The organism is Streptomyces sp. NPDC059002, assembly GCF_042740435.1.
GTDB lineage: Bacteria > Actinomycetota > Actinomycetes > Streptomycetales > Streptomycetaceae > Streptomyces.
The window spans coordinates 427769-444929 of record NZ_JBHYJI010000001.1; the positions used below are offsets into that span (position 1 = coordinate 427769).

The following is a 17161-nucleotide window of genomic DNA, read 5'->3' on the forward strand; positions in this document are numbered from 1 at the left end:
CGTCTCACGCACGCACGTCGCGGCCGAGCAGGGCCAGCAGCCTCGTCTGCGCGTCGGCGTCCGGCGGCGGTTCGACCGCCGCCGCGAAGAGCCCGCTCTTCGCCAACTCCCCCGCGTACGGGGTGACTTCCCGCACGGCGAAGTCGACGAGCTCCGCGGGCAGCGTCTCGTCGGCGCCGATCGCCCGGGACAGGTCCCAGGCGTGCACCAGCAGGTCGGTGGTCATCTGCCCGCAGTAGAACGCGGCGGAGGTGGGTCCGAAGGAGAGGTGGACGGTGCGGTCGAGCGCGCCCGGTTCGCGGAATGCGGCGCGCGACGCGGTGGCCGCGGTGTCCCAGGAGGTGACGGGGTCGGGCCCGAGCACATCGCCGTCGAAGGCGTCCCCCACCGATGCGGTGGTCGCGCCGTCGCGGACGAGCGGGGGCACCCACAGCTGTTCGGCGGTGAGGTGCCCGACGAGGTCCCGCACACTCCACTGAGTGCAGGGCGTCGGGGCGTCCCACTGGTCGGCGCGGACGGCGTGCACCCGGTCGGTGAAGAGGTCGAGCGCCGCCGCGTGCCGGTCCAGTACTTCGGTGTCCGGCCTGTCCGCCTGCTCTGTCATGGGCTCGCGTGTCCCCTCTCCCGCGCGCCCGCGCGGGTCCGTGCCGCGGCGACGGACCTGCGCGGATGGCGGCGCAGATACTCGCCCTCCAGTTGTGCCATGCGGTCGCCGTGCGCCCGCAGGGCACCGTCCGAGCCGTGCAGCAGGGTCGTGTGGCGGGTGCGGTGGATCGTCTCCAGCTCCTTGATGAGCTGCTGGTCGTCCAGCCGGCCCGGGTCGACTCCGTTCATCCATCGCTCCGATCGCTCCGTCGCGCCGCTCCCCGCCCCCGGGTACCCCACTCGGCCCGTCCTACCCAGGATGCACCGGGCACGGTCCGCGCGCCCGCGGGCTACCGCGCGCGCTCCACCCGCCGCTCGTCCCACACCGGCCCCTGCGTCTCGCGGACCCGGCCGTCGCTGCCGAAGACCAGATAGCGGTCGAAGGAGCGGGCGAACCAGCGGTCGTGGGTGACGGCGAGGACCGTGCCCTGGAACGCTTCGAGGCCCTCCTGCAGCGCCTCGGCCGACTCCAGGTCGAGGTTGTCGGTCGGCTCGTCCAGGAGCAGCGCCGTGCAGCCCGCCAGTTCCAGGAGCAGGATCTGGAAGCGGGCCTGCTGGCCGCCGGAGAGCCGCTCGAAGTTCTGCTCGGCCTGGGCGGTCAGCTCGTACCGTCGCAGGCGTGACATGGCCGCGCCGCGGTCCTGCGCGTGCTCGCGCCACAGGATGTCGAGCAGCGGGCGGCCCATCAGCTCGGGGTGGGCGTGGGTCTGCGCGAAGTGGCCGGGGACGACGCGCGCGCCGAGCTTCCAGAGGCCGGTGTGCGCCACCGGGTTGTCCGTGTCTCCGGCGAGCAGCCGCAGGAAGTGCGACTTGCCCGAGCCGTTCGAGCCGAGGACGGCGACCCGCTCGCCGTAGAAGACCTCCAGGTCGAAGGGTTTCATCAGGCCGGTGAGTTCGAGTGCCTCGCAGGTCACGGCCCGTACGCCGGTACGGCCGCCGTGCAGGCGCATGGTGATGTCCTGCTCGCGCGGCGGCTCGGGCGGCGGCCCCGCCTCCTCGAACTTGCGGAGCCTGGTCTGCGCCGCCTGGTAGCGCGATGCCAGCTCGTGGCTGATCTCGGCGGCCTGGCGGAGATTGCGCACCAGCTTCTTCAGCTGCTCGTGCTTCTCGTCCCAGCGGCGGCGCAGCTCCTCGAAGCGCGCGAAGCGCTCCTTGCGGGCCTCGTGGTACGTCGAGAAGCCGCCGCCGTGCACCCAGGCGTCGGCGCCGCCGGGGCTCTGCTCGACGCTGACGATCTTCTCGGCGGCGCGGGCGAGCAGCTCCCGGTCGTGGGAGACGAACAGGACGGTCTTGCGGGTCTCCTTGAGCCGCTCCTCCAGCCAGCGCTTGCCGGGTACGTCGAGGTAGTTGTCCGGCTCGTCCAGGAGCAGGACCTCGTCGGTGCCGCGCAGCAGCGATTCCAGGACGAGGCGCTTCTGCTCGCCCCCGGAGAGCGTGCGGACCTCGCGGAACTGGGCCTTGTCGTAGGGGACGCCGAGCGCGGCCGTGGTGCAGATGTCCCACAGCGTCTCGGCCTCGTAGCCCTGGACCTCCGCCCAGTCGGAGAGCGCCTGGGCGTACTGGAGCTGGGCGGCCTCGTCGTCGACCGTCATGATCGCGTGCTCGGCGACGTCCACGGCCTTCGCGGCCTCGCGGATGCGCGGGGTGGAGACGGAGACGAGCAGGTCGCGCACCGTCGTCTCGTCGCGCACGGAGCCGACGAACTGCGGCATCACGCCGAGCCCACCGCTCACGGTGACGCTGCCGCCGTGCGGCTGGAGCTCGCCGGAGATCAGCCGGAGCAGCGTCGTCTTGCCCGCGCCGTTCGCCCCGACCAGCGCGACGACGGCACCCTCGCCGACCCGGAAGGACACATCACCGAGCAGTGCCCGCCCGTCCGGCAAGTAGTACTCGAGGTGCGCGGCTTCCAGATGTCCCATGCGCTGGATTCTCCGTGCCGGGCGGGCGCCGGGGCAAACCGGTTTCCGCGGGCGGGGGCGGGCCGGGTGGGGCGGGTACGTGGGCGGTGGGCCTTGGGCGGGTACGTGGGCGGTGGGCCTTGGGCGGGTACGTGGGCGGTGGGCCTTGGGCGGGTACCCGAGGCGCATGGCTGCAGAACGCGCACACCTCTCCGACATCGACCTGCCCCCGCACCTCCCCGCGGCCTGGCCCGGGGCCGCCGGTGATTCCGTGCGGGCCCGGCTCGTGGCGTTGGACCGGCGGATGTTCGACGCGGTCGCCTCGCGGCACTGGCCCGGCGCCGACCGGCTGCTCCCCCGGCTGAGTCACGCCGCCAACCACGGGGTGCTGTGGCTCGGCGCGGCCGCCGGGATCGCCGCGAGCCGCACCCCGCGGGGCAGGCGCGCCGCCGTCCGCGGGATCGCCTCGCTCGCCCTGGCCTCCGCCACCATCAACACGGTCGGCAAGCGTTCGGTGCGCAGGGCCCGCCCGCTGCTCCACACCGTGCCGCTGATCCGGCAGCTGAAGCGGCAGCCGATCACCACGTCGTTCCCCTCGGGGCACTCCGCGTCCGCCGCCGCCTTCGCCACGGGCGTCGCGCTGGAGTCCCGGGCCTGGGGTGCGGGCGTCGCGCCGGTCGCCGGGGCCGTCGCGCTGTCCCGCGTCTACACCGGTGCGCACTTCCCGAGCGACATCCTGGCGGGCGCGGCGCTCGGTGCGGGCGCCGCCTTCGCGGTGCGCGGTCTCGTGCCGACCCGCGCCCAGCTGCCGCCGCCCGCGCCGCGCACCGACGCCCCCGCGCTGCCCGGGGGCGCCGGGCTCGTCCTGGTCACGGGCCCGGGGCCGCGCGCCGGGCACCGTGCCGACGAGCTGCGCCACGCGCTGCCGCTCGCCGAGGTCATCACCTGTGAACCGGCTTCTTTCGCCGACGAGTTGGCGAAGGCCGCCGGTCGCGCGAGGGCCCTCGGGGTATGCGGCGACGACGGCAGCGTCAACGCCGCGGCCGCCGTCGCCCTGCGGCACGGCCGCCCGCTCGCGGTGCTGCCGTGCGGCGCGCCGAACCACTTCGCGTACGACATCGGGGTCGAGGAGACCCGCGACCTCTGCAGGGCCGTGGCGGAGGGCGGGGCGGCCGCGGTCGACGTCGGGCGTTTCAGCGCGACGGCGGACTCGGACGCGTCGGCCGGTGCGGGAAACGGTGCGGGCCGTCTCGAAGGGATCTTCCTCAACACCCTCAGTCTCGGCGTCCGTCCGGAGCTGGTGCGCGGCCGCGACCGCTGGGCCCAGCGGATCGGCGACCGGCCCGCCACCGTCCTTGCCGCCCTGCGGACGGCGGATGCCGAACGGCCGCCGATGAACGTCGAGATCGGCGGCCGCACCCGGCCGTTGCGGATGCTCTTCGTGGGCAACTGCGCCTACCGCTCGCCCGGGCTCACCCCGGGCCGCAGGACCGATCTGGCGGACGGGCTGCTCGACGTGCGCACGGCGGGCGGCGGCCGCGACCGGCCGCGCGGCCTGCGGGTGAGCGGCATCGCGCCCGGCACACCGCTGACGTACGACGGCGCATCGGCCCTGGTTCAGGGCGAGTTGCGCATCGACAAGCTGCCGGAGGGGCTCACCGTGTACCGGCCGCTGACACCCACCCGTTGACCACATACTGATACGGGGGTCTCACCATTCGGCATGGCGGCGTACGGTTCGACGTGCCGCAGCCAGCGGAGGCGCACACGAAGGAGTTCCGCCATGCCGAAGGAGACCGCCGTCTACACGCACGGGCACCACGAGTCCGTCCTGCGTTCCCACACCTGGCGCACCGCCGCCAACTCGGCCGCCTACCTCGTCGGTTCGCTGAAGCCGCACATGAAGGTCCTGGACATCGGCTGCGGCCCCGGCACCATCACCGCCGACCTGGCCGCGCTCGTCCCCGACGGCCACGTCACGGGCGTGGACCACGCGCCGGGCATCCTCGACACGGCCCGTGCGACCGCGGCCGAACGAGGCCTGGAGAACGTCGACTTCGCCGTCGCCGACGTGCACGCGCTCGACTACCCGGACGACACCTTCTGCGTCGTCCACGCCCACCAGGTGCTCCAGCACGTCGGCGACCCGGTCCGGGCGCTGCGCGAGATGCGGCGGGTGTGCAAGCCGGGCGGCATCATCGCGGCCCGCGACGCGGACTACTCGGCGATGTCCTGGTACCCGAGGCCGCCCGCCATGGACGACTGGCTGGACCTCTACCGGCGGGTGGCCCGCGCCAACGGCGGCGAGCCCGACGCGGGCAGCCGTCTCAAGTCCTGGGCCCTGGAGGCCGGTTGCACGGACGTCACCGGGAGCGCGGACACCTGGTGCTACACGACGGACGAGGAGCGCGCCTGGTGGAGCGGCCTGTGGGCGGACCGCACGGTCGCCTCCTCGTACGCCGACAACGCGGTGCGGGGCGGCCACGCGGACCCGGCGCGGCTGCGGGTCATCGCCGACGCGTGGCGGGAGTGGGGGCGCCAGGAGGACGGCTGGTTCGCGGTGCTGCACGGCGAGATCCTCTGCAGGAAGTAGCCGAGGCTTTCGCCGACTCCCTGCGTAGAACGGCCTCTTGGGGACACCCGGTCAGCAGGAGGTAGACACTATGGTTCCCATTCTGCTGGTCCTTCTGCTGGCCCTTCTCCTCTTCGGAGCGGGATTCGCCGTGAAGGTTCTCTGGTGGATCGCCGTCGCCGTGCTCGTCATCTGGCTGCTCGGCTTCATGATGCGCAGCACGACCGCCACAGGCACGAGGTCCCGCTGGTACAGGTGGTAGCGGCCGCTCCCGCAGCCACCCCCGCAGTCACTCCCTGGGAAGCAGGGGACCCAGCGGCCCGAGGTCCAGATTCAGGTCCTCGGGCCGCAGCCCGTACCGCTCCCGGAGTTCGGCCATCCGGTCCTCCAGGAGCATCAGCGTGAGACCGATCCGCTCCTCCTGGTCCTCGGTCAGCTCCCCGGTGTCGAAGCGGCGCACGGCCTGCCGCTCCATGAGCTGCCGCAGCAGCTCGACGACGGTCAGGACGAGCTTGACCAGATCGCGTTCCACGGTGTCGGGGTCGAGATCCATGCGGTTGCGGCGCTCGGCGGCCATGGTTCGGTTCACTCCATCTCCCGCCACGGCGAAGGCACTTGTGCGTTCACCGAGCTGATCAGGGCATTGAGATCGATGCGTACGAGATCGACGTCCGCGATCCGCAGCGTGATGTCGCCCGTGATGACGACACCGCCCGCGAGCAGCCGGTCGAGCAGATCGACCAGGGCGATCTCGCGGCGCTCGACGACCGTCATGACGCCTCGCCCCCGTCGGCGGCCGGACCCGAGAAGGAGCCCGCGAAGGAGTAGGCCGCCCACGGCCCCGTCAGCTCCACCCGGAGCCCGGCGCCCGCCTGCCCTGCGTCCTTGGTGCGGTCCACGAGCTCGACGAACTCCTCGGAGCGCGAACGGGGCACCAGATAGGCGGCGTTGAGGATGTTCCTGCCCGGCGTGCGGGACAGCGCGGAGTTCTGCGGGGCGTGCAGCCGGGAGTCGTCGGCCCGCAGCGAAAGCTCCTCGTGCAGCCGTCGCGCGAACGACTCGGCCCGCTCCCAGTTCTCCTCCTGGGCCGTACGCTGCCCGCGCCGCCGGCGCAGATAGTCGCGCCCGGTGCGGGGCCTGCCCTCCTGCGACGGCCCGGACCCCGCCGACCTCGTCGCCCCCGTCATCCCCGTCGTCCCCGTCGCCCCCGCGGACCCCTCACCGCCCATGTGGACCTTCACGCCCCACTCGACACACCCGTCGATCCGTTCCAGTACGGCCCGGAAGCGGTCGGCGGAGTCCTCCAGCATGGCGCGGACACCGCTGTCGTCCCGGAAGACGGTCGCGAGCCGCAGCGGCAGCGGGCAGGTGACGGTGGTGAGCGCGCCGATCACCCGCTGATGGGCGCGGGCCGTGGCGGCGAGCCAGTCGAGGTCCTCCAGGTGCGCGCGCAGCGGTTCCTCGGCGAACTCCCCCCGCGGCACGGCGCCGACCACCGCGGTCAGCCCCTCGTGCCGCAACTGCCGCGGAGGAACGCCGCCGATCCCGGTCAGATCGGCGGCGAGCGGTGCGCCGAGGGGACGGCACACCGCGTAGACGTAGACAAGGGACGGTTCAGCGCTTGCGCTCACGTGCGTCCTCCTCTGCGGGCGCCAGCTCCCCGCGCTCCTCGAACTCCGCGAGCCGGCGCCTCAACTCGGCGTTCTCCCGGTCGAGTTCGGTCCGGCGCGCGCCCGAAGACAGCGCCGGGTCGTCCTCCCACCAGTCGATGCCCATCTCCTTGGCCTTGTCCACCGAGGCGACGATCAGCCGGAGCTTGATAGTGAGGAGTTCGATGTCGAGCAGATTGATCCGGATGTCCCCGGCGATGACGATGCCCTTGTCCAGGACGCGTTCGAGGATGTCGGCGAGGTTCGCGCCGCCGCCGTCGCGGGCGTAGGGATCGGGCAGCCGGCCCTGCGCCGCCGTCACCGGCGGCCCCGCCCGCCGCCGGATCCGGCGTAGGCGCGCCGCTTCTCCTCGTCGGCTTCGTCTACTTCATCGGCTTCGTCTACGTCATCGGCTTCATCGACTTCGTCGACTTCATCGGCCTCGGCGTCGGGTTCGTCTTCCTCGTACCCGTTCTCTTCCTCGTACCCGTTCTCTTCCTCTTCCCCGTACTCGTCCTCTCCCTCTTCCTCGTACTCCGACTCCGCTTCCTGCCCGGTCTCGTCCTCCTCCGCCACCGCGTCCTCGTGGCTGCGGACGACCTCGCCGTCGCGGATCTCGCCGCGCCACCCGTCGCTCGCCTCGCCGCGCAGGGAGATGTGGCGGGCGAAGTGCTTGAGGTCGAGGCGGGTCCTGCGGCCCTGGGCGCGCCAGATGTTGCCGGTCTTCTCGAACAGGCCCTTCGGGTAGTACTCGACGACGAGCAGCACCCGGGTGAGGTTCTCGACGAGCGGGTGGAAGGTGACGACGCCCTTGGTCGTGCCCTTGCCGCCCTCCGACGTCCAGGTGATGCGCCGGTCCGGCACCTGCTCGGTGACGTGCGCCTTCCAACTGCGCTGGGAGCAGAAGACCTTGAGCTTCCAGTCGGAGTCCGTGTCGCTCGCCGCGGTGGCGCCCTTGACGCCCTTGGCGAAGGTGGAGAACTCCTGGTACTGGGTCCACTGGTCGTACGCCTCACGGATCGGGACGCCCACGTCGACGTACTCCAGGATGACCGTGGGTTTCTGACCCGCGCCGCCCTTCCTGCGCCCGCCGCCGATGTTCTTGACGGCGTTCCGCACGGAGTCCTTGAGGTGGCTGCCGCCCAGTTCCAGCGCGCCGCGCACCGGGCCCTTGCCCTGTGCGACCTTCCGGCCCGCCTCCAGGGCGAGCCTGCCGAAGCCGGGGCTGCGGCCCTCCGCGATGTCGTTGAGCCTGACCGTCGCGTCGCCGAGCCGGTGGCCCACGCCGATCAGCGCGCGCTCCACCTGGGCCATGAGGAAGGCCCGCGCCTCTTCCTTCACGCGGTCGGCGGCGGGGCCGCGCGCGATGTCGCTCAGGGCCGACTCAGCCATGGTCGCCGCCTCCCTTCGTCCCGCCGCCCGTCCGGGCCGCCGCGGTGGACTTCTTCTGGGCGGGCTTGCGTGCGGACTTCTGCGGGGCCCTCTGGGGGGCCTTGCGCGCGGGTTTCCTGGCCGACTGCTGCGCCGACTTCTGCGCGGCCTTCATCGCGGTCTTCGGCGCGGTCTTCGTCGCCGCCTTCTCCGTCTTCCGCGAAGCCGCCCTGGGCGCGGAGGGCTTCTTCGGGGCCGCGTCCTCGACGTCGTCGGGCACCACCCCGGAGATGCGGTCCTGGATGCCCTGGGTGCGGTCGTGGAGACGGTCCGCGAGGCCGTCGAGCTGCCGGTTCGCGAGCGAGCCCGTCGCCGCCTTGCCCACGCCGCGCAGGTCGTCACGCAGCTGGTCGCCGATCTCCTTGAACTGCGGGTTGTTCTCCAGCTGCCGGGTCACGAGCGCGCCCAGCGCCTTCGGGCTCAGATGCAGCCGCTTGCCCGCCACCATCGTGCCCACGGCGAACGCGAACTTCGCCTTCTTCGTCCGTCCCAGGACGTACCCCGCCCCCACGGCGAGGCCCACTGCCAGTCGGTTCATGTCTCAGAAGTCCTGTCCTGTGCTGTCCTGCAGCCGGTCGAGGAGCTCTTCCTCGCACCGCTCGAACTCGGCCTCGTCGATCTCGCCCGCTTCCAAGCGCTCTTCCAGGAGCGCGAGTTCACGGCGTACGGCCGAGGGGTCGTAGTACTGCCGTTCCGCCTCGGCGACCACTTGTCTCAGCACCCAGAGGGAGCCGCGGGCCGGGGCGAACGGCAGCAGGAGCAGTTCGCCGATCAGCCCCATGCCCTCACCCCGCGGGTTCGGCGGGCCCCGGGTCGACGAAGCTGTACGGGGGCAGCGGTCCGTGCACCCTCAGCTCCAAGTGGGGCTGGGTGAGGCGGAGTTCGTCCACCGCCGCGAGGAAGCCGTCCGCCGACTTGCGGTTCACCAGGAACGAGATGTTGGCCAGCCAGCCGGTGCCCTCGGGGCCCACGCCGACCGCCTCCGCCGCCGGTTCGAGCGCCCTGCGCACCTCGATGGCGTCGCTCGCCTCGCGGGCCCGCACCGCGTTCGTGACCATCTCGCCGAGCTGCAGCTTCTGTTCGTAGCTGCCGCCGCCCTGGCGCTGGCCCGCCACGGCCAGGGCGCGCAGCTCCGGGTTCTCGGCGAGCACCTGGTGCAGTACAGCCTGTTCGTCGTGGGTGGCCTTCACGTTGTACTCGACCTTCCCGTCGAGGGTGCGAAGGCGCTCCTCGTAGTGTTCCGCCCGGTCCGCGAGGACCGTGACGACACTCTCGTCGTCCGGTGCGAGGCTGCCGAAGCGCATCGGGAGCACGGCGCCCGCCGCGCCCGCCTCGGACAGCACGTTCTGGTGCGCGAGCAGATCGCGGCGCCTGGGCTTGAGGTCGTCGGGGGCGTCGCCGACGATCGCGGCGAGCTCCCCCTGCTTCAGGACGCGCACGGCGCGCGCCGGTTCCCCGATGCCCTCCATGCCCTCGGGCAGACCCGGGTGGGAGCTGCTCGCGATGCCGTAGATGTAGGTGCTCACCGTTCCTCCTCCTTCTTGCGGGAGGTGGTGGAGCGCCGGGTCCGCGGGCGTTCCTCCTGCCGGCCCTGGCCTTCCTCACGGGCCTGCTTGAAGGCGTCCGAGATGGTCTCGGCGGCGCCGGAGAGCGCGCCCTTGGACTTGCCGCGGGCGCCGGACTCGGTGAGTTCGCCGACCATGTCGGGCAGGCCGGGGCTCTTGTGCGGCCCGGACTCCAGGTCCAGGCGGTTGCACGCCTCGGCGAACCGCAGATAGGTGTCGACGCTGGCGACGACGACCCTGACGTCGACCTTCAGGATCTCGATGCCGACGAGCGAGACGCGGATGAACGCGTCGATGACCAGTCCTCGGTCGAGGATCAGCTCCACGACGTCGTACAGGCCACTGGTGCCGCCTCCACCGCCGGAGTGTTGTGCCGGGACAACGGTCATGCCGACCGTCCCTCCTTGTCGTTGAAGTCCCTTGCCATGTCTTCGTGATCTACGTGATGTGTGTGTGCCATGTGATGTGCGTGATGTGCCTGATCTACCGGCCCCCGGGCCGCTGCGCGTCCGAGCGTCCCCGCTCGTAGCGGCGGATCCGCCGGTAGCCGGTGAGTTCGCCCCGGGGGTTGAGCCGCACCTCGTAGCTGGCGAGGAGGCTCATCGTGTCCGGGACCCTGGCCAGTTCGAGCACCTCGACCTCCAACAGCCAGCCCTCCTCGGTGCGTTCGAAGGACGACACGGATTCGGCGTGCATGCCGGTGAGGTCGGAGAGCTGTTCGCGGGCGTATCGGAGCACGGCCATGGGGCCCGGCGTGTCGTTCGCCTCGCCGCTCCGCGCGCCGTGGTCCGCGCTGTCCTGCGTGCTGTTCCGCTCTGTCCGCGTGGTCTTGCGTGACGGGTTCGCCATGGCCACCTCCTGGCCCGAGTGACCTGAAGGCCCTTGGCCAAACCTCGCCGTCAGCCGCGCAGCGCCCGCAGCTTGCGCCGGGCCGGACCGAGCGCGCGCCCCGACCGCAGGACGCCCGCCCACGGATCGGTGCGGGCCTGCTCCACCGCGTCGGCGATGGTCCACCGGCGGGCGTGCACCGCGGGATCGTCCAGCTGCTCCCACGCGAGCGGCACGGCCACCGGGGCACCCGGCGCGGCCCGCACCGAGAAGGGCGCGACCGCGGTCTGCGCGTACGCGTTGCGCTGTACGTCGAGGTAGAGCCGGGAGCCTCGGTCCTTCTTGCGGGCGGCCGTGGTGAGCCGGTCCGGGTGGGCGGCGGCGAGGGTGTCCGCGACGTCCTTGGCGAAGTCGCGTACGTCGTCGAAGTCGTGGTGGCCGTTGAGCGGCACGATGACGTGCAGGCCGCGCGATCCCGTGGTCATGAGGGCGGACGGCAGGCCCAGTTGGTCGAGGAGTTCGCCGGCGAGCCGGGCCGCGGCGCGCACGGCGGGGAAGTCGTCGCCCGCGGGGTCGAGGTCGAGGACCATCCGGTCGGGGTGGTCGAGCCTGCCGATGCGGGAGAGCCAGCGGTGCAGCGTCAGACAGGCCTGGTCGGCGAGGAAGAGGAGCGTCGCGGTGTCGTCGCACACGGTGTGCGTGACGGTGCCGCCCTCCTTCTTCGGCACCTCGGCGCGGGTGATCCAGTCCGGGTAGTGGTCCGGGGTGTCCTGCTGCAGGAACCTCGGGCCCGCCACCCCGTCCGGCCTGCGGTCCAGCATCAGGGGGCGGCCGCGCAGATGGGGCAGCATGAAGGGGGCGACGGCGCGGTGGTAGTCGAAGAGGTCGGCCTTCGAGTAGCCGCCGCCGTCGTCGGGGGCTCCGGCCGGTGAGGCGTCACGGTCCGGTGATCCGCCGGTGTCCGGCTCGTCGGCGGCCGGGAAGAGGATCTTCTCCGGCCTGTGCAGTGCCACGGTGCGGCGGCCGGTCCGTACCGTCCGTGCGCTGGTCATGGGGTTCCTTTCCGCCGGTTCGTACGGTCCCCGCGAGTACCCGTGGGCGCGGCGGCCACGCATCGCCGTACCGGCCCGCGCGGTGCGCACCTCGACGTACCCCACCCCGCGACGGTGGTGATCACCCTGGTCAGAGGGGTGCTGGCACCACCCAGAACCCGGGGGACGACGGGCGTGCCCCCGGCGCGCGGGACCGGAAGGATCGGAGTACCGACCAGCCGTCCCGCACGAGTGAGGCCCGCCATGACGCACACCTCGGACACGCACACCTCGGACACCCGGCACAGCACGCGGCAGCACCCCGGCCACGACCCGGCCCGCACCGCACACACCGCACACACCGCACGCACGGCACGCATCGCCCGCCCCCGACCGCTCCCCCACGCACCGGGCCCGCTGGCCCGCATGCTGCCCGGCACCGACGAGCCACCCGCGCCACCCGCCGTCAGAGCCGCGTTCGCGCTCTGGCTCGTCGCGGTCGCCGCGGGCGTCTTCGAGACGGTGCTCGCCCTCGTCCGCATGACGGCCGACGGGGACGCGTCGGCCGGGGAGCTGGGCGGCGGTCTGCCGCTGCGCATGGCGGTGTTCTCCGCGGCGGTCCTCGTCGCGGTGCGGATGCGCCGCGGCGGGAACGGGGCGCGGCTGGCCCTGGCCGGTGCGTTCGGCGTGTTCGGCACGCTGTCCCTGCTGACCGGGCCGGTGCGGTGGTTCGCCGACGGGCACGGCATCGGTGCCGCCTTCCAGGACGTGGGCGTCGTGGACGTGCTGTTCGGCGGCAGCCGCGTCCTGCATCTGGCGGCCGCGCTCGCCGCGGTGGTGCTGATGTTCCGCCCGGCGGCCAACGCGTGGTTCAGGTCGGCGCGTTGACTCCTGGTCCAGGTCGGCGCGTTGAGGCCCGGGGGCACATCGGCGCGTTGCCACCCGGGGTCACCTCCGCGCCGACGGCCCGCCTCACCCCACCACTCCCTGCTCCACCAGCAGCCGCACCGCCGCCGCGATCGAGTCCGCGTCGATGCCCGCCGCGCGCGACTGCTGGGCGGGGGACGCCGAGCCCGGCATCGACCGTACGGCGAGGCGCACCAGGCGCGGCACGGGCCTGCCGTCGGTGAAGGCGTCGAGGACCGCGTCGCCGATGCCGCCCTCCTCGCGGTGGTCCTCGACGGTGAGCAGACAGCCGGTGCGCTCGGCGGCCTCGCGCAGGGTGCGCCGGTCGACGGGCTTGACGCAGTACAGGTCGACGACGCGCACCTGGATGCCGTGCCCGTCGAGCAGATCGGCGGCGGCCAGCGCCTCGTGCACCGTCACGCCCGCCGCGACCACGGTGAGCCGGTCGGTGTCGGAGGAGCGGAGCACCTTGGAGCCGCCGACCGGGAACTCGTCGCCGGGCCCGTAGATGACGGGGGTGTCCCCGCGTGACGTCCGCAGGTAGCGGACGCCTTCGAGGTCCGCCATCGCGGCGACGAGCCGCCCCGTCTGATGCGCGTCGCACGGGTAGAGGACGGTCGAGCCGTGCACCGCGCGGAACAGCGCGAGGTCTTCGAGGCCCATCTGGGACGGCCCGTCCTGGCCGATCGCGACGCCCGCGTGCGAGCCGACGAGGTTGATGCCCGCGCCGCTCACCGCCGCCATCCGGACGAAGTCGTGGGCGCGGGTCAGGAACGCCGCGAACGTCGACGCGTACGGCACCCAGCCGCGGGCCGCCAACCCCACGGCGGCGGCGACGAGTTGCTGTTCGGCGATGTAGCACTCGAAGTACCGGTCGGGGTGTTCCTTGGCGAAGTACTCGGCGCGCGTGGAGTCGCCGACCTCCCCGTCCAGGGCCACGACGTCGCCGCGCGCGGTGCCGAGCGCGGCGAGCGCCTGGCCGAAGGCGGTGCGGGTGGCGACGGCCGCTCCTCTGTCGTGGCGCGGCAGTTCCAGGTGTCCGCTGCGCACCGCGTGCATCGTGCGGGCGGCGGCGGGCTTGCGTACGCGCACGCGCACATCCTGGCTGCCGCCCAGTTCCTCGATCGCCGCTTCGGCGTCCGCCAGCGGTTTGCCGTGCAGGCCCTCGCGGTTCTCGGCGGCCGCGACGCCCTTGCCCTTGACGGTGCGGGCGAGGATCGCGGTGGGCTGCCCCGCGGTGGAGCGGGCCTCCTGGCAGGCGAGGTCGATCGCGTCGGGGTCGTGCCCGTCGACCTCGACGACGTGCCAGCCGAAGGCGGTGAAGCGGCGGGCGTAGGCGTCCAGGTGCCACTCGTGGCGGGTGGGGCCGCGCTGGCCGAGGCGGTTGACGTCGACGATCGCGGTGAGGTTGTCGAGGTGTTCGTACCCGGCGTGCTCGGCGGCCTCCCACACCGCGCCCTCGGCCAGCTCACTGTCGCCGCACAGCACCCACACCCGGTAGGGGATCCGTTCGAGGCGCTTGCCGGACAGGGCCATGCCGACGCCGACGGGCAGTCCCTGGCCGAGCGATCCGGTGGCGACCTCGACCCACGGCAGCCCGCGGGGCGTCGGATGCCCTTCGAGCCGGCTGCCCTCCGCGCGGAAGGTGAGGAGTTCCTCGTCGGTGAGGGCCCCCGCGGCCTTGTACGCGGCGTAGAGGAGGGGCGACGCGTGCCCCTTGGAGAGGATGAAGCGGTCGTTGCCGGGGTGCTCAGGGCGGTCGAAGTCGTAGTGCAGGTGCCGGTCGAGGAGCACCGCCATCAGGTCGGCCGCGGACATCGACGAGGTGGGGTGCCCGGACCCGGCGGCGGCCGCGGCCCGCACCGAGTCGACCCGCAACTGCCGGGCGAGAGCGACGAGTTCACTGCTGCTTGTCATGCGGATCCTCCTTGGCGGTTCGGGTCTCCTGACGGTTCGGGTCCGCGTCGGACCGGGGCCCCGGCACCCGGGCCACCTCGGGCGACGCCGTGTCCAGCGGCACCGACCACGAGCGGACGAGGCCCAACTGCACGGCCTGGCGCGGCAGTACGGCGTCCAGGAGCCAGTCGGCGGCGACCCGCACGCGGTTGCCCGGCATCGCCGCCAGGTGGTAGCCGCGGGTGACGGCGCCCGCGAGCGGCCCCGACAGCGGCACGCCGAGCGGGTTGGCGGCGGCCTGGACGCCGCCCAGGTCGACGGTGAAGCCCAGGTCGCGGTGCGCGTAGGGGCGTCGGGAGGTGAGGCCGAGGGAGGCGGCGACGTTGCGTCCCGCCGCGGCGCCCTGCCGCCAGGCGTGCTGTGCGGTCATGGGCGTGTACCGGCCCGGGTGGTGCACGTCGGGCACCGCGGCGGCGTCGCCGCAGGCGAACACCTCCGGGTGGTCCGGCAGGTTGAGGTTCCTGTCGACCTTCAGACGGCCCCGCTCCAGGGGCCTGCCGAGGGCGGCGACGAGCGGGTCGGGCCGTACGCCGACGCACCACATCAACGTCCGCGTCTCGATGAACTCCCCGTCGTCCAGGAGCACTCCGTCCTTGGTGGCCTCCTTCACGGAGGTGCCGGTGCGCACGTCGACGCCGCGCCGCCGCAGGACGCGGCCCGCGGTCGACGACAGGCGCGGGTCGAGTTCGGGCAGGACGCGGTCGGCGATGTCGAGCAGCAGCCAGCGGGGCCGCATGCCCTGCCACAGCGGCTGCCCGTGCACAAGGGCGTCGGTGAACAGCTCACCCTGCGCGGCGAGTTCGACGCCGGTGTAGCCCGCGCCCGCGACCACGAAGGTGCAGCGCGCCCGGCAGGTCGCGGGGTCGGGGGCGGCGGCGGCCAGTTCCATCTGGCGGGTGATGTGGTCGCGCAGGTACAGCGCCTCCGGCATGCCGCGGAAGCCGTGCGCGTGCTCGGCGACACCGGGCACGGGCAGCAGTTTGTGCACGCTGCCCACCGCGAGCACGAGCCGGTCGTACGACAGCACGCCCCGCCCGCCCTCCGGGTCGGTGTACGTCACCTCGCGCCGCGCCAGGTCGACGTCGTCGGCCGCACCGAGCGCGAGGCGTACCCGCGGCAGCGTGCCGGAGAGGGAGACGGTGACGCGGCGGGGCTCCAGGACGCCCGCGGCGACGTGCGGGAGCAGCGGCAGATAGAGGAAGTAGTCGGTCGGGTTGAGCAGGGTGATGTCGATGTCGGCCCTGCGCCGGGTCAGCCGGGACAGGGTGCGGGCGGTCCGGTAGCCGGCGAATCCGGCTCCGACGATCACGATGCGGGATCGGGTCACGGTGCGCCTCCGGCAGGTCGGAACCTCCCGCGTGCCCCTGCTCGACGGTGGTCAAACTCGGTGGCCCCCGGCCGCCCGGCCGCCGTGCCGTCCGGCCCTTCCCATCGGTGCGGGAGCCGTTTGCCGCCCCGGGTCGGGGATACCCGACCCCGTGCCTGCCCCGTCCGTTCCGCGCCCGGGCCCCGCCCACCGCACCGGGCCCTCGTCCCCCACCCGCACCGTGACCCTGGAACGCATCCCATGAAGGACGCAGTGAGCATCGAACGCCCCGCCGTATCCGCCTACACGGTGCCCGCGGACGCCCCCGAATCGGACGGCACCTTCGCCTGGGACACCACCACGATCGTCGTGGTCGAGATCACCGCGGGCGACGCGACGGGCACCGGCTGGACCTATGCGCCCGCCGCCGCGGCCGCCCTGGTGGACGAGCAGCTCACGCCCGCGGTGACGGGCCTCGACGCACTCGACATCCCCGCCGCGCACGACGCGATGACGAAGGCCGTCCGCAACACCGGCCGCCCGGGCGCCGCCGGTTGCGCGATCTCGGCGGTCGACATCGCCCTGTGGGACCTGAAGGCACGCCTGCTGGAGATTCCTCTCGTACGTCTCCTCGGCGCGGCCCGCGAGGAGGTGCCCGTCTACGGCAGCGGCGGCTTCACCACGTACCACGACACGCATCTGGCGGCGCAGTTGAACGGCTGGGTGCACGGCCAGCACATCCCGCGCGTCAAGATCAAGGTCGGCGAGGGCTGGGGCAGGGCGGCGGCCCGCGACGTGTCCCGGGTCCGCACCGCACGCGACGTCATCGGACCGCAGGCCGAGTTGTACGTCGACGCGAACGGCGGCTACACGCGCAAGCAGGCGGTGCGGGTGGGCCGGGTGCTCGCCGAGCACGGCGTGGGCTGGTTCGAGGAGCCGGTGTCGTCGGACGACCTGCGGGGGCTCGCCCTGGTCAGGGACGCGCTGGTGTGCGACGTGGCGGCGGGCGAGTACGGCTACGACCTGCCCTGCCTCGCGCGCATGATCCCCTCCGTGGACTGTCTGCAGATCGACGCGACGCGCTGCGGGGGCCTCACCGAGTGGCTGCGCGCCGCGGCCCTCGCGCAGGCGCACGGCCTGGAGGTCTCGGCGAACTGCGCGCCGCACGCGCACGCCGCCGTCGCCGCGTGCGTGCCGAACCTGCGGCACATCGAGTGGTTCCACGACCACGTACGGATCGAGTCGATGTTCTTCGCCGGTGCCCTCGACCCGACCGGCGGCTTCGTCCGCCCGGAGGCGGGCATCGGGCACGGGCTCGAACTGCGCACGGAGGAGGTGGCGGAGTTCCGCGTCGCGTAAGACGCGCGGGTCACA

General features: G+C 73.1%; 21 protein-coding genes. 5 read left to right on the forward strand and 16 right to left on the reverse strand.

Going from position 1 to position 17161, the window contains the following annotated elements:
• Positions 1-4: 4 nt before the first annotated feature.
• The 3 genes from ACFWZ2_RS01760 to ACFWZ2_RS01770 all read right to left on the reverse strand — a co-directional run bounded on the left by ACFWZ2_RS01760 (position 5) and on the right by ACFWZ2_RS01770 (position 2564).
• Positions 5-604: a TIGR03086 family metal-binding protein gene (locus tag ACFWZ2_RS01760; protein WP_384540203.1), complete on the reverse strand. Its 600-nt coding sequence runs from the start codon at positions 602-604 to the stop codon at positions 5-7.
• Positions 601-834: a DUF6158 family protein gene (locus ACFWZ2_RS01765; RefSeq protein ID WP_384540206.1), complete on the reverse strand. Its 234-nt coding sequence runs from the start codon at positions 832-834 to the stop codon at positions 601-603. Before ACFWZ2_RS01765 ends, ACFWZ2_RS01760 begins: the two co-directional genes overlap by 4 nt.
• Before the next feature lie 101 nt (positions 835-935).
• Entirely contained in the window at positions 936-2564 is a 1629-nt protein-coding gene (locus ACFWZ2_RS01770; RefSeq protein ID WP_384540209.1) for an ABC-F family ATP-binding cassette domain-containing protein, read from the reverse strand.
• 166 nt (positions 2565-2730) lie between these two features.
• Between ACFWZ2_RS01770 and ACFWZ2_RS01775 the strand changes: the two genes are divergently transcribed.
• From ACFWZ2_RS01775 to ACFWZ2_RS01785, 3 genes are all read left to right on the forward strand, one after another.
• On the forward strand, positions 2731-4233 hold the full coding sequence (locus ACFWZ2_RS01775) for a bifunctional phosphatase PAP2/diacylglycerol kinase family protein (protein WP_384540212.1): 1503 nt from the start codon (positions 2731-2733) through the stop codon (positions 4231-4233).
• Between the two features lie 93 nt (positions 4234-4326).
• On the forward strand, positions 4327-5136 hold the full coding sequence (locus ACFWZ2_RS01780; protein WP_384540215.1) for a class I SAM-dependent methyltransferase: 810 nt from the start codon (positions 4327-4329) through the stop codon (positions 5134-5136).
• Positions 5137-5206: 70 nt separating this feature from the next.
• Positions 5207-5377 (forward strand): hydrophobic protein, encoded by a 171-nt coding sequence (locus ACFWZ2_RS01785; RefSeq protein WP_384540218.1) that lies wholly within the window; start codon positions 5207-5209, stop codon positions 5375-5377.
• Between the two features lie 27 nt (positions 5378-5404).
• Here ACFWZ2_RS01785 and ACFWZ2_RS01790 read toward each other — a convergent pair whose 3' ends face one another.
• From ACFWZ2_RS01790 to ligD, 11 genes are all read right to left on the reverse strand, one after another.
• Entirely contained in the window at positions 5405-5692 is a 288-nt protein-coding gene (locus tag ACFWZ2_RS01790; protein ID WP_384540370.1) for a gas vesicle protein K, read from the reverse strand.
• Between the two features lie 8 nt (positions 5693-5700).
• Positions 5701-5889, reverse strand: coding sequence for a gas vesicle protein (locus ACFWZ2_RS01795; RefSeq protein ID WP_384540221.1), 189 nt, complete (start codon positions 5887-5889; stop codon positions 5701-5703).
• Positions 5886-6746, reverse strand: a complete 861-nt coding sequence (locus ACFWZ2_RS01800) for a GvpL/GvpF family gas vesicle protein (RefSeq protein ID WP_384540224.1) — start codon at positions 6744-6746, stop codon at positions 5886-5888. The genes ACFWZ2_RS01795 and ACFWZ2_RS01800 overlap by 4 nt, the downstream gene beginning before the upstream one ends.
• The gene (locus ACFWZ2_RS01805; RefSeq protein ID WP_384540227.1) at positions 6730-7086 is read right to left on the reverse strand and encodes a gas vesicle protein; all 357 of its coding nucleotides are present in this window, start codon (positions 7084-7086) and stop codon (positions 6730-6732) included. The genes ACFWZ2_RS01800 and ACFWZ2_RS01805 overlap by 17 nt, the downstream gene beginning before the upstream one ends.
• Positions 7083-8156, reverse strand: coding sequence for an SRPBCC family protein (locus tag ACFWZ2_RS01810; protein ID WP_384540230.1), 1074 nt, complete (start codon positions 8154-8156; stop codon positions 7083-7085). The genes ACFWZ2_RS01805 and ACFWZ2_RS01810 overlap by 4 nt, the downstream gene beginning before the upstream one ends.
• The gene (locus ACFWZ2_RS01815) at positions 8149-8733 is read right to left on the reverse strand and encodes a DNA primase (protein WP_384540233.1); all 585 of its coding nucleotides are present in this window, start codon (positions 8731-8733) and stop codon (positions 8149-8151) included. Before ACFWZ2_RS01815 ends, ACFWZ2_RS01810 begins: the two co-directional genes overlap by 8 nt.
• A gap of 3 nt (positions 8734-8736) precedes the next feature.
• Entirely contained in the window at positions 8737-8976 is a 240-nt protein-coding gene (locus ACFWZ2_RS01820) for a gas vesicle protein GvpG (RefSeq protein WP_384540236.1), read from the reverse strand.
• 4 nt (positions 8977-8980) lie between these two features.
• Entirely contained in the window at positions 8981-9721 is a 741-nt protein-coding gene (locus ACFWZ2_RS01825) for a GvpL/GvpF family gas vesicle protein (RefSeq protein WP_384540239.1), read from the reverse strand.
• Entirely contained in the window at positions 9718-10149 is a 432-nt protein-coding gene (locus ACFWZ2_RS01830; RefSeq protein ID WP_384540242.1) for a gas vesicle structural protein GvpA, read from the reverse strand. The genes ACFWZ2_RS01825 and ACFWZ2_RS01830 overlap by 4 nt, the downstream gene beginning before the upstream one ends.
• 94 nt (positions 10150-10243) lie before the next feature.
• Positions 10244-10609: a gas vesicle protein gene (locus tag ACFWZ2_RS01835; RefSeq protein ID WP_384540245.1), complete on the reverse strand. Its 366-nt coding sequence runs from the start codon at positions 10607-10609 to the stop codon at positions 10244-10246.
• Positions 10610-10659: 50 nt separating this feature from the next.
• Positions 10660-11640, reverse strand: a complete 981-nt coding sequence (gene ligD / locus ACFWZ2_RS01840) for a non-homologous end-joining DNA ligase (protein ID WP_384540248.1) — start codon at positions 11638-11640, stop codon at positions 10660-10662.
• 243 nt (positions 11641-11883) lie between these two features.
• On the opposite strand from ligD, the gene ACFWZ2_RS01845 reads away from it, so the two are divergent.
• Positions 11884-12507 (forward strand): hypothetical protein, encoded by a 624-nt coding sequence (locus ACFWZ2_RS01845; RefSeq protein WP_384540251.1) that lies wholly within the window; start codon positions 11884-11886, stop codon positions 12505-12507.
• Positions 12508-12591: 84 nt separating this feature from the next.
• Here the strand turns inward: ACFWZ2_RS01845 and ACFWZ2_RS01850 are convergent, their stop codons facing one another.
• A complete protein-coding gene (locus ACFWZ2_RS01850; protein ID WP_384540254.1) occupies positions 12592-14442 on the reverse strand; it encodes a transketolase in 1851 nt (616 codons plus the stop codon).
• Positions 14426-15808 carry an NAD(P)/FAD-dependent oxidoreductase gene (locus tag ACFWZ2_RS01855; protein ID WP_384540257.1) on the reverse strand — a complete coding sequence of 461 codons (1383 nt, stop codon included), beginning with the start codon at positions 15806-15808 and terminating at the stop codon, positions 14426-14428. Before ACFWZ2_RS01855 ends, ACFWZ2_RS01850 begins: the two co-directional genes overlap by 17 nt.
• Before the next feature lie 240 nt (positions 15809-16048).
• On the opposite strand from ACFWZ2_RS01855, the gene ACFWZ2_RS01860 reads away from it, so the two are divergent.
• Entirely contained in the window at positions 16049-17146 is a 1098-nt protein-coding gene (locus ACFWZ2_RS01860; RefSeq protein ID WP_384540260.1) for an enolase C-terminal domain-like protein, read from the forward strand.
• Positions 17147-17161: the final 15 nt, after the last annotated feature.

Excerpts from the sequence above, each read along its gene's own strand:
- ACFWZ2_RS01785 (WP_384540218.1), top strand. The coding sequence starts at position 5,207 with ATGGTTCCCATTCTGCTGGTCCTTCTGCTGGCCCTTCTCCTCTTCGGA.
- ACFWZ2_RS01765 (WP_384540206.1), bottom strand. The coding sequence starts at position 834 with ATGAACGGAGTCGACCCGGGCCGGCTGGACGACCAGCAGCTCATCAAG.
- ACFWZ2_RS01790 (WP_384540370.1), bottom strand. The coding sequence starts at position 5,692 with ATGGCCGCCGAGCGCCGCAACCGCATGGATCTCGACCCCGACACCGTG.
- ACFWZ2_RS01780 (WP_384540215.1), top strand. The coding sequence starts at position 4,327 with ATGCCGAAGGAGACCGCCGTCTACACGCACGGGCACCACGAGTCCGTC.
- ACFWZ2_RS01850 (WP_384540254.1), bottom strand. The coding sequence starts at position 14,442 with ATGACAAGCAGCAGTGAACTCGTCGCTCTCGCCCGGCAGTTGCGGGTC.
- ligD (WP_384540248.1), bottom strand. The coding sequence starts at position 11,640 with ATGACCAGCGCACGGACGGTACGGACCGGCCGCCGCACCGTGGCACTG.
- ACFWZ2_RS01770 (WP_384540209.1), bottom strand. The coding sequence starts at position 2,564 with ATGGGACATCTGGAAGCCGCGCACCTCGAGTACTACTTGCCGGACGGG.
- ACFWZ2_RS01775 (WP_384540212.1), top strand. The coding sequence starts at position 2,731 with ATGGCTGCAGAACGCGCACACCTCTCCGACATCGACCTGCCCCCGCAC.
- ACFWZ2_RS01845 (WP_384540251.1), top strand. The coding sequence starts at position 11,884 with ATGACGCACACCTCGGACACGCACACCTCGGACACCCGGCACAGCACG.
- ACFWZ2_RS01760 (WP_384540203.1), bottom strand. The coding sequence starts at position 604 with ATGACAGAGCAGGCGGACAGGCCGGACACCGAAGTACTGGACCGGCAC.
- ACFWZ2_RS01795 (WP_384540221.1), bottom strand. The coding sequence starts at position 5,889 with ATGACGGTCGTCGAGCGCCGCGAGATCGCCCTGGTCGATCTGCTCGAC.
- ACFWZ2_RS01820 (WP_384540236.1), bottom strand. The coding sequence starts at position 8,976 with ATGGGGCTGATCGGCGAACTGCTCCTGCTGCCGTTCGCCCCGGCCCGC.
- ACFWZ2_RS01830 (WP_384540242.1), bottom strand. The coding sequence starts at position 10,149 with ATGACCGTTGTCCCGGCACAACACTCCGGCGGTGGAGGCGGCACCAGT.
- ACFWZ2_RS01815 (WP_384540233.1), bottom strand. The coding sequence starts at position 8,733 with ATGAACCGACTGGCAGTGGGCCTCGCCGTGGGGGCGGGGTACGTCCTG.
- ACFWZ2_RS01835 (WP_384540245.1), bottom strand. The coding sequence starts at position 10,609 with ATGGCGAACCCGTCACGCAAGACCACGCGGACAGAGCGGAACAGCACG.
- ACFWZ2_RS01860 (WP_384540260.1), top strand. The coding sequence starts at position 16,049 with ATGAAGGACGCAGTGAGCATCGAACGCCCCGCCGTATCCGCCTACACG.
- ACFWZ2_RS01810 (WP_384540230.1), bottom strand. The coding sequence starts at position 8,156 with ATGGCTGAGTCGGCCCTGAGCGACATCGCGCGCGGCCCCGCCGCCGAC.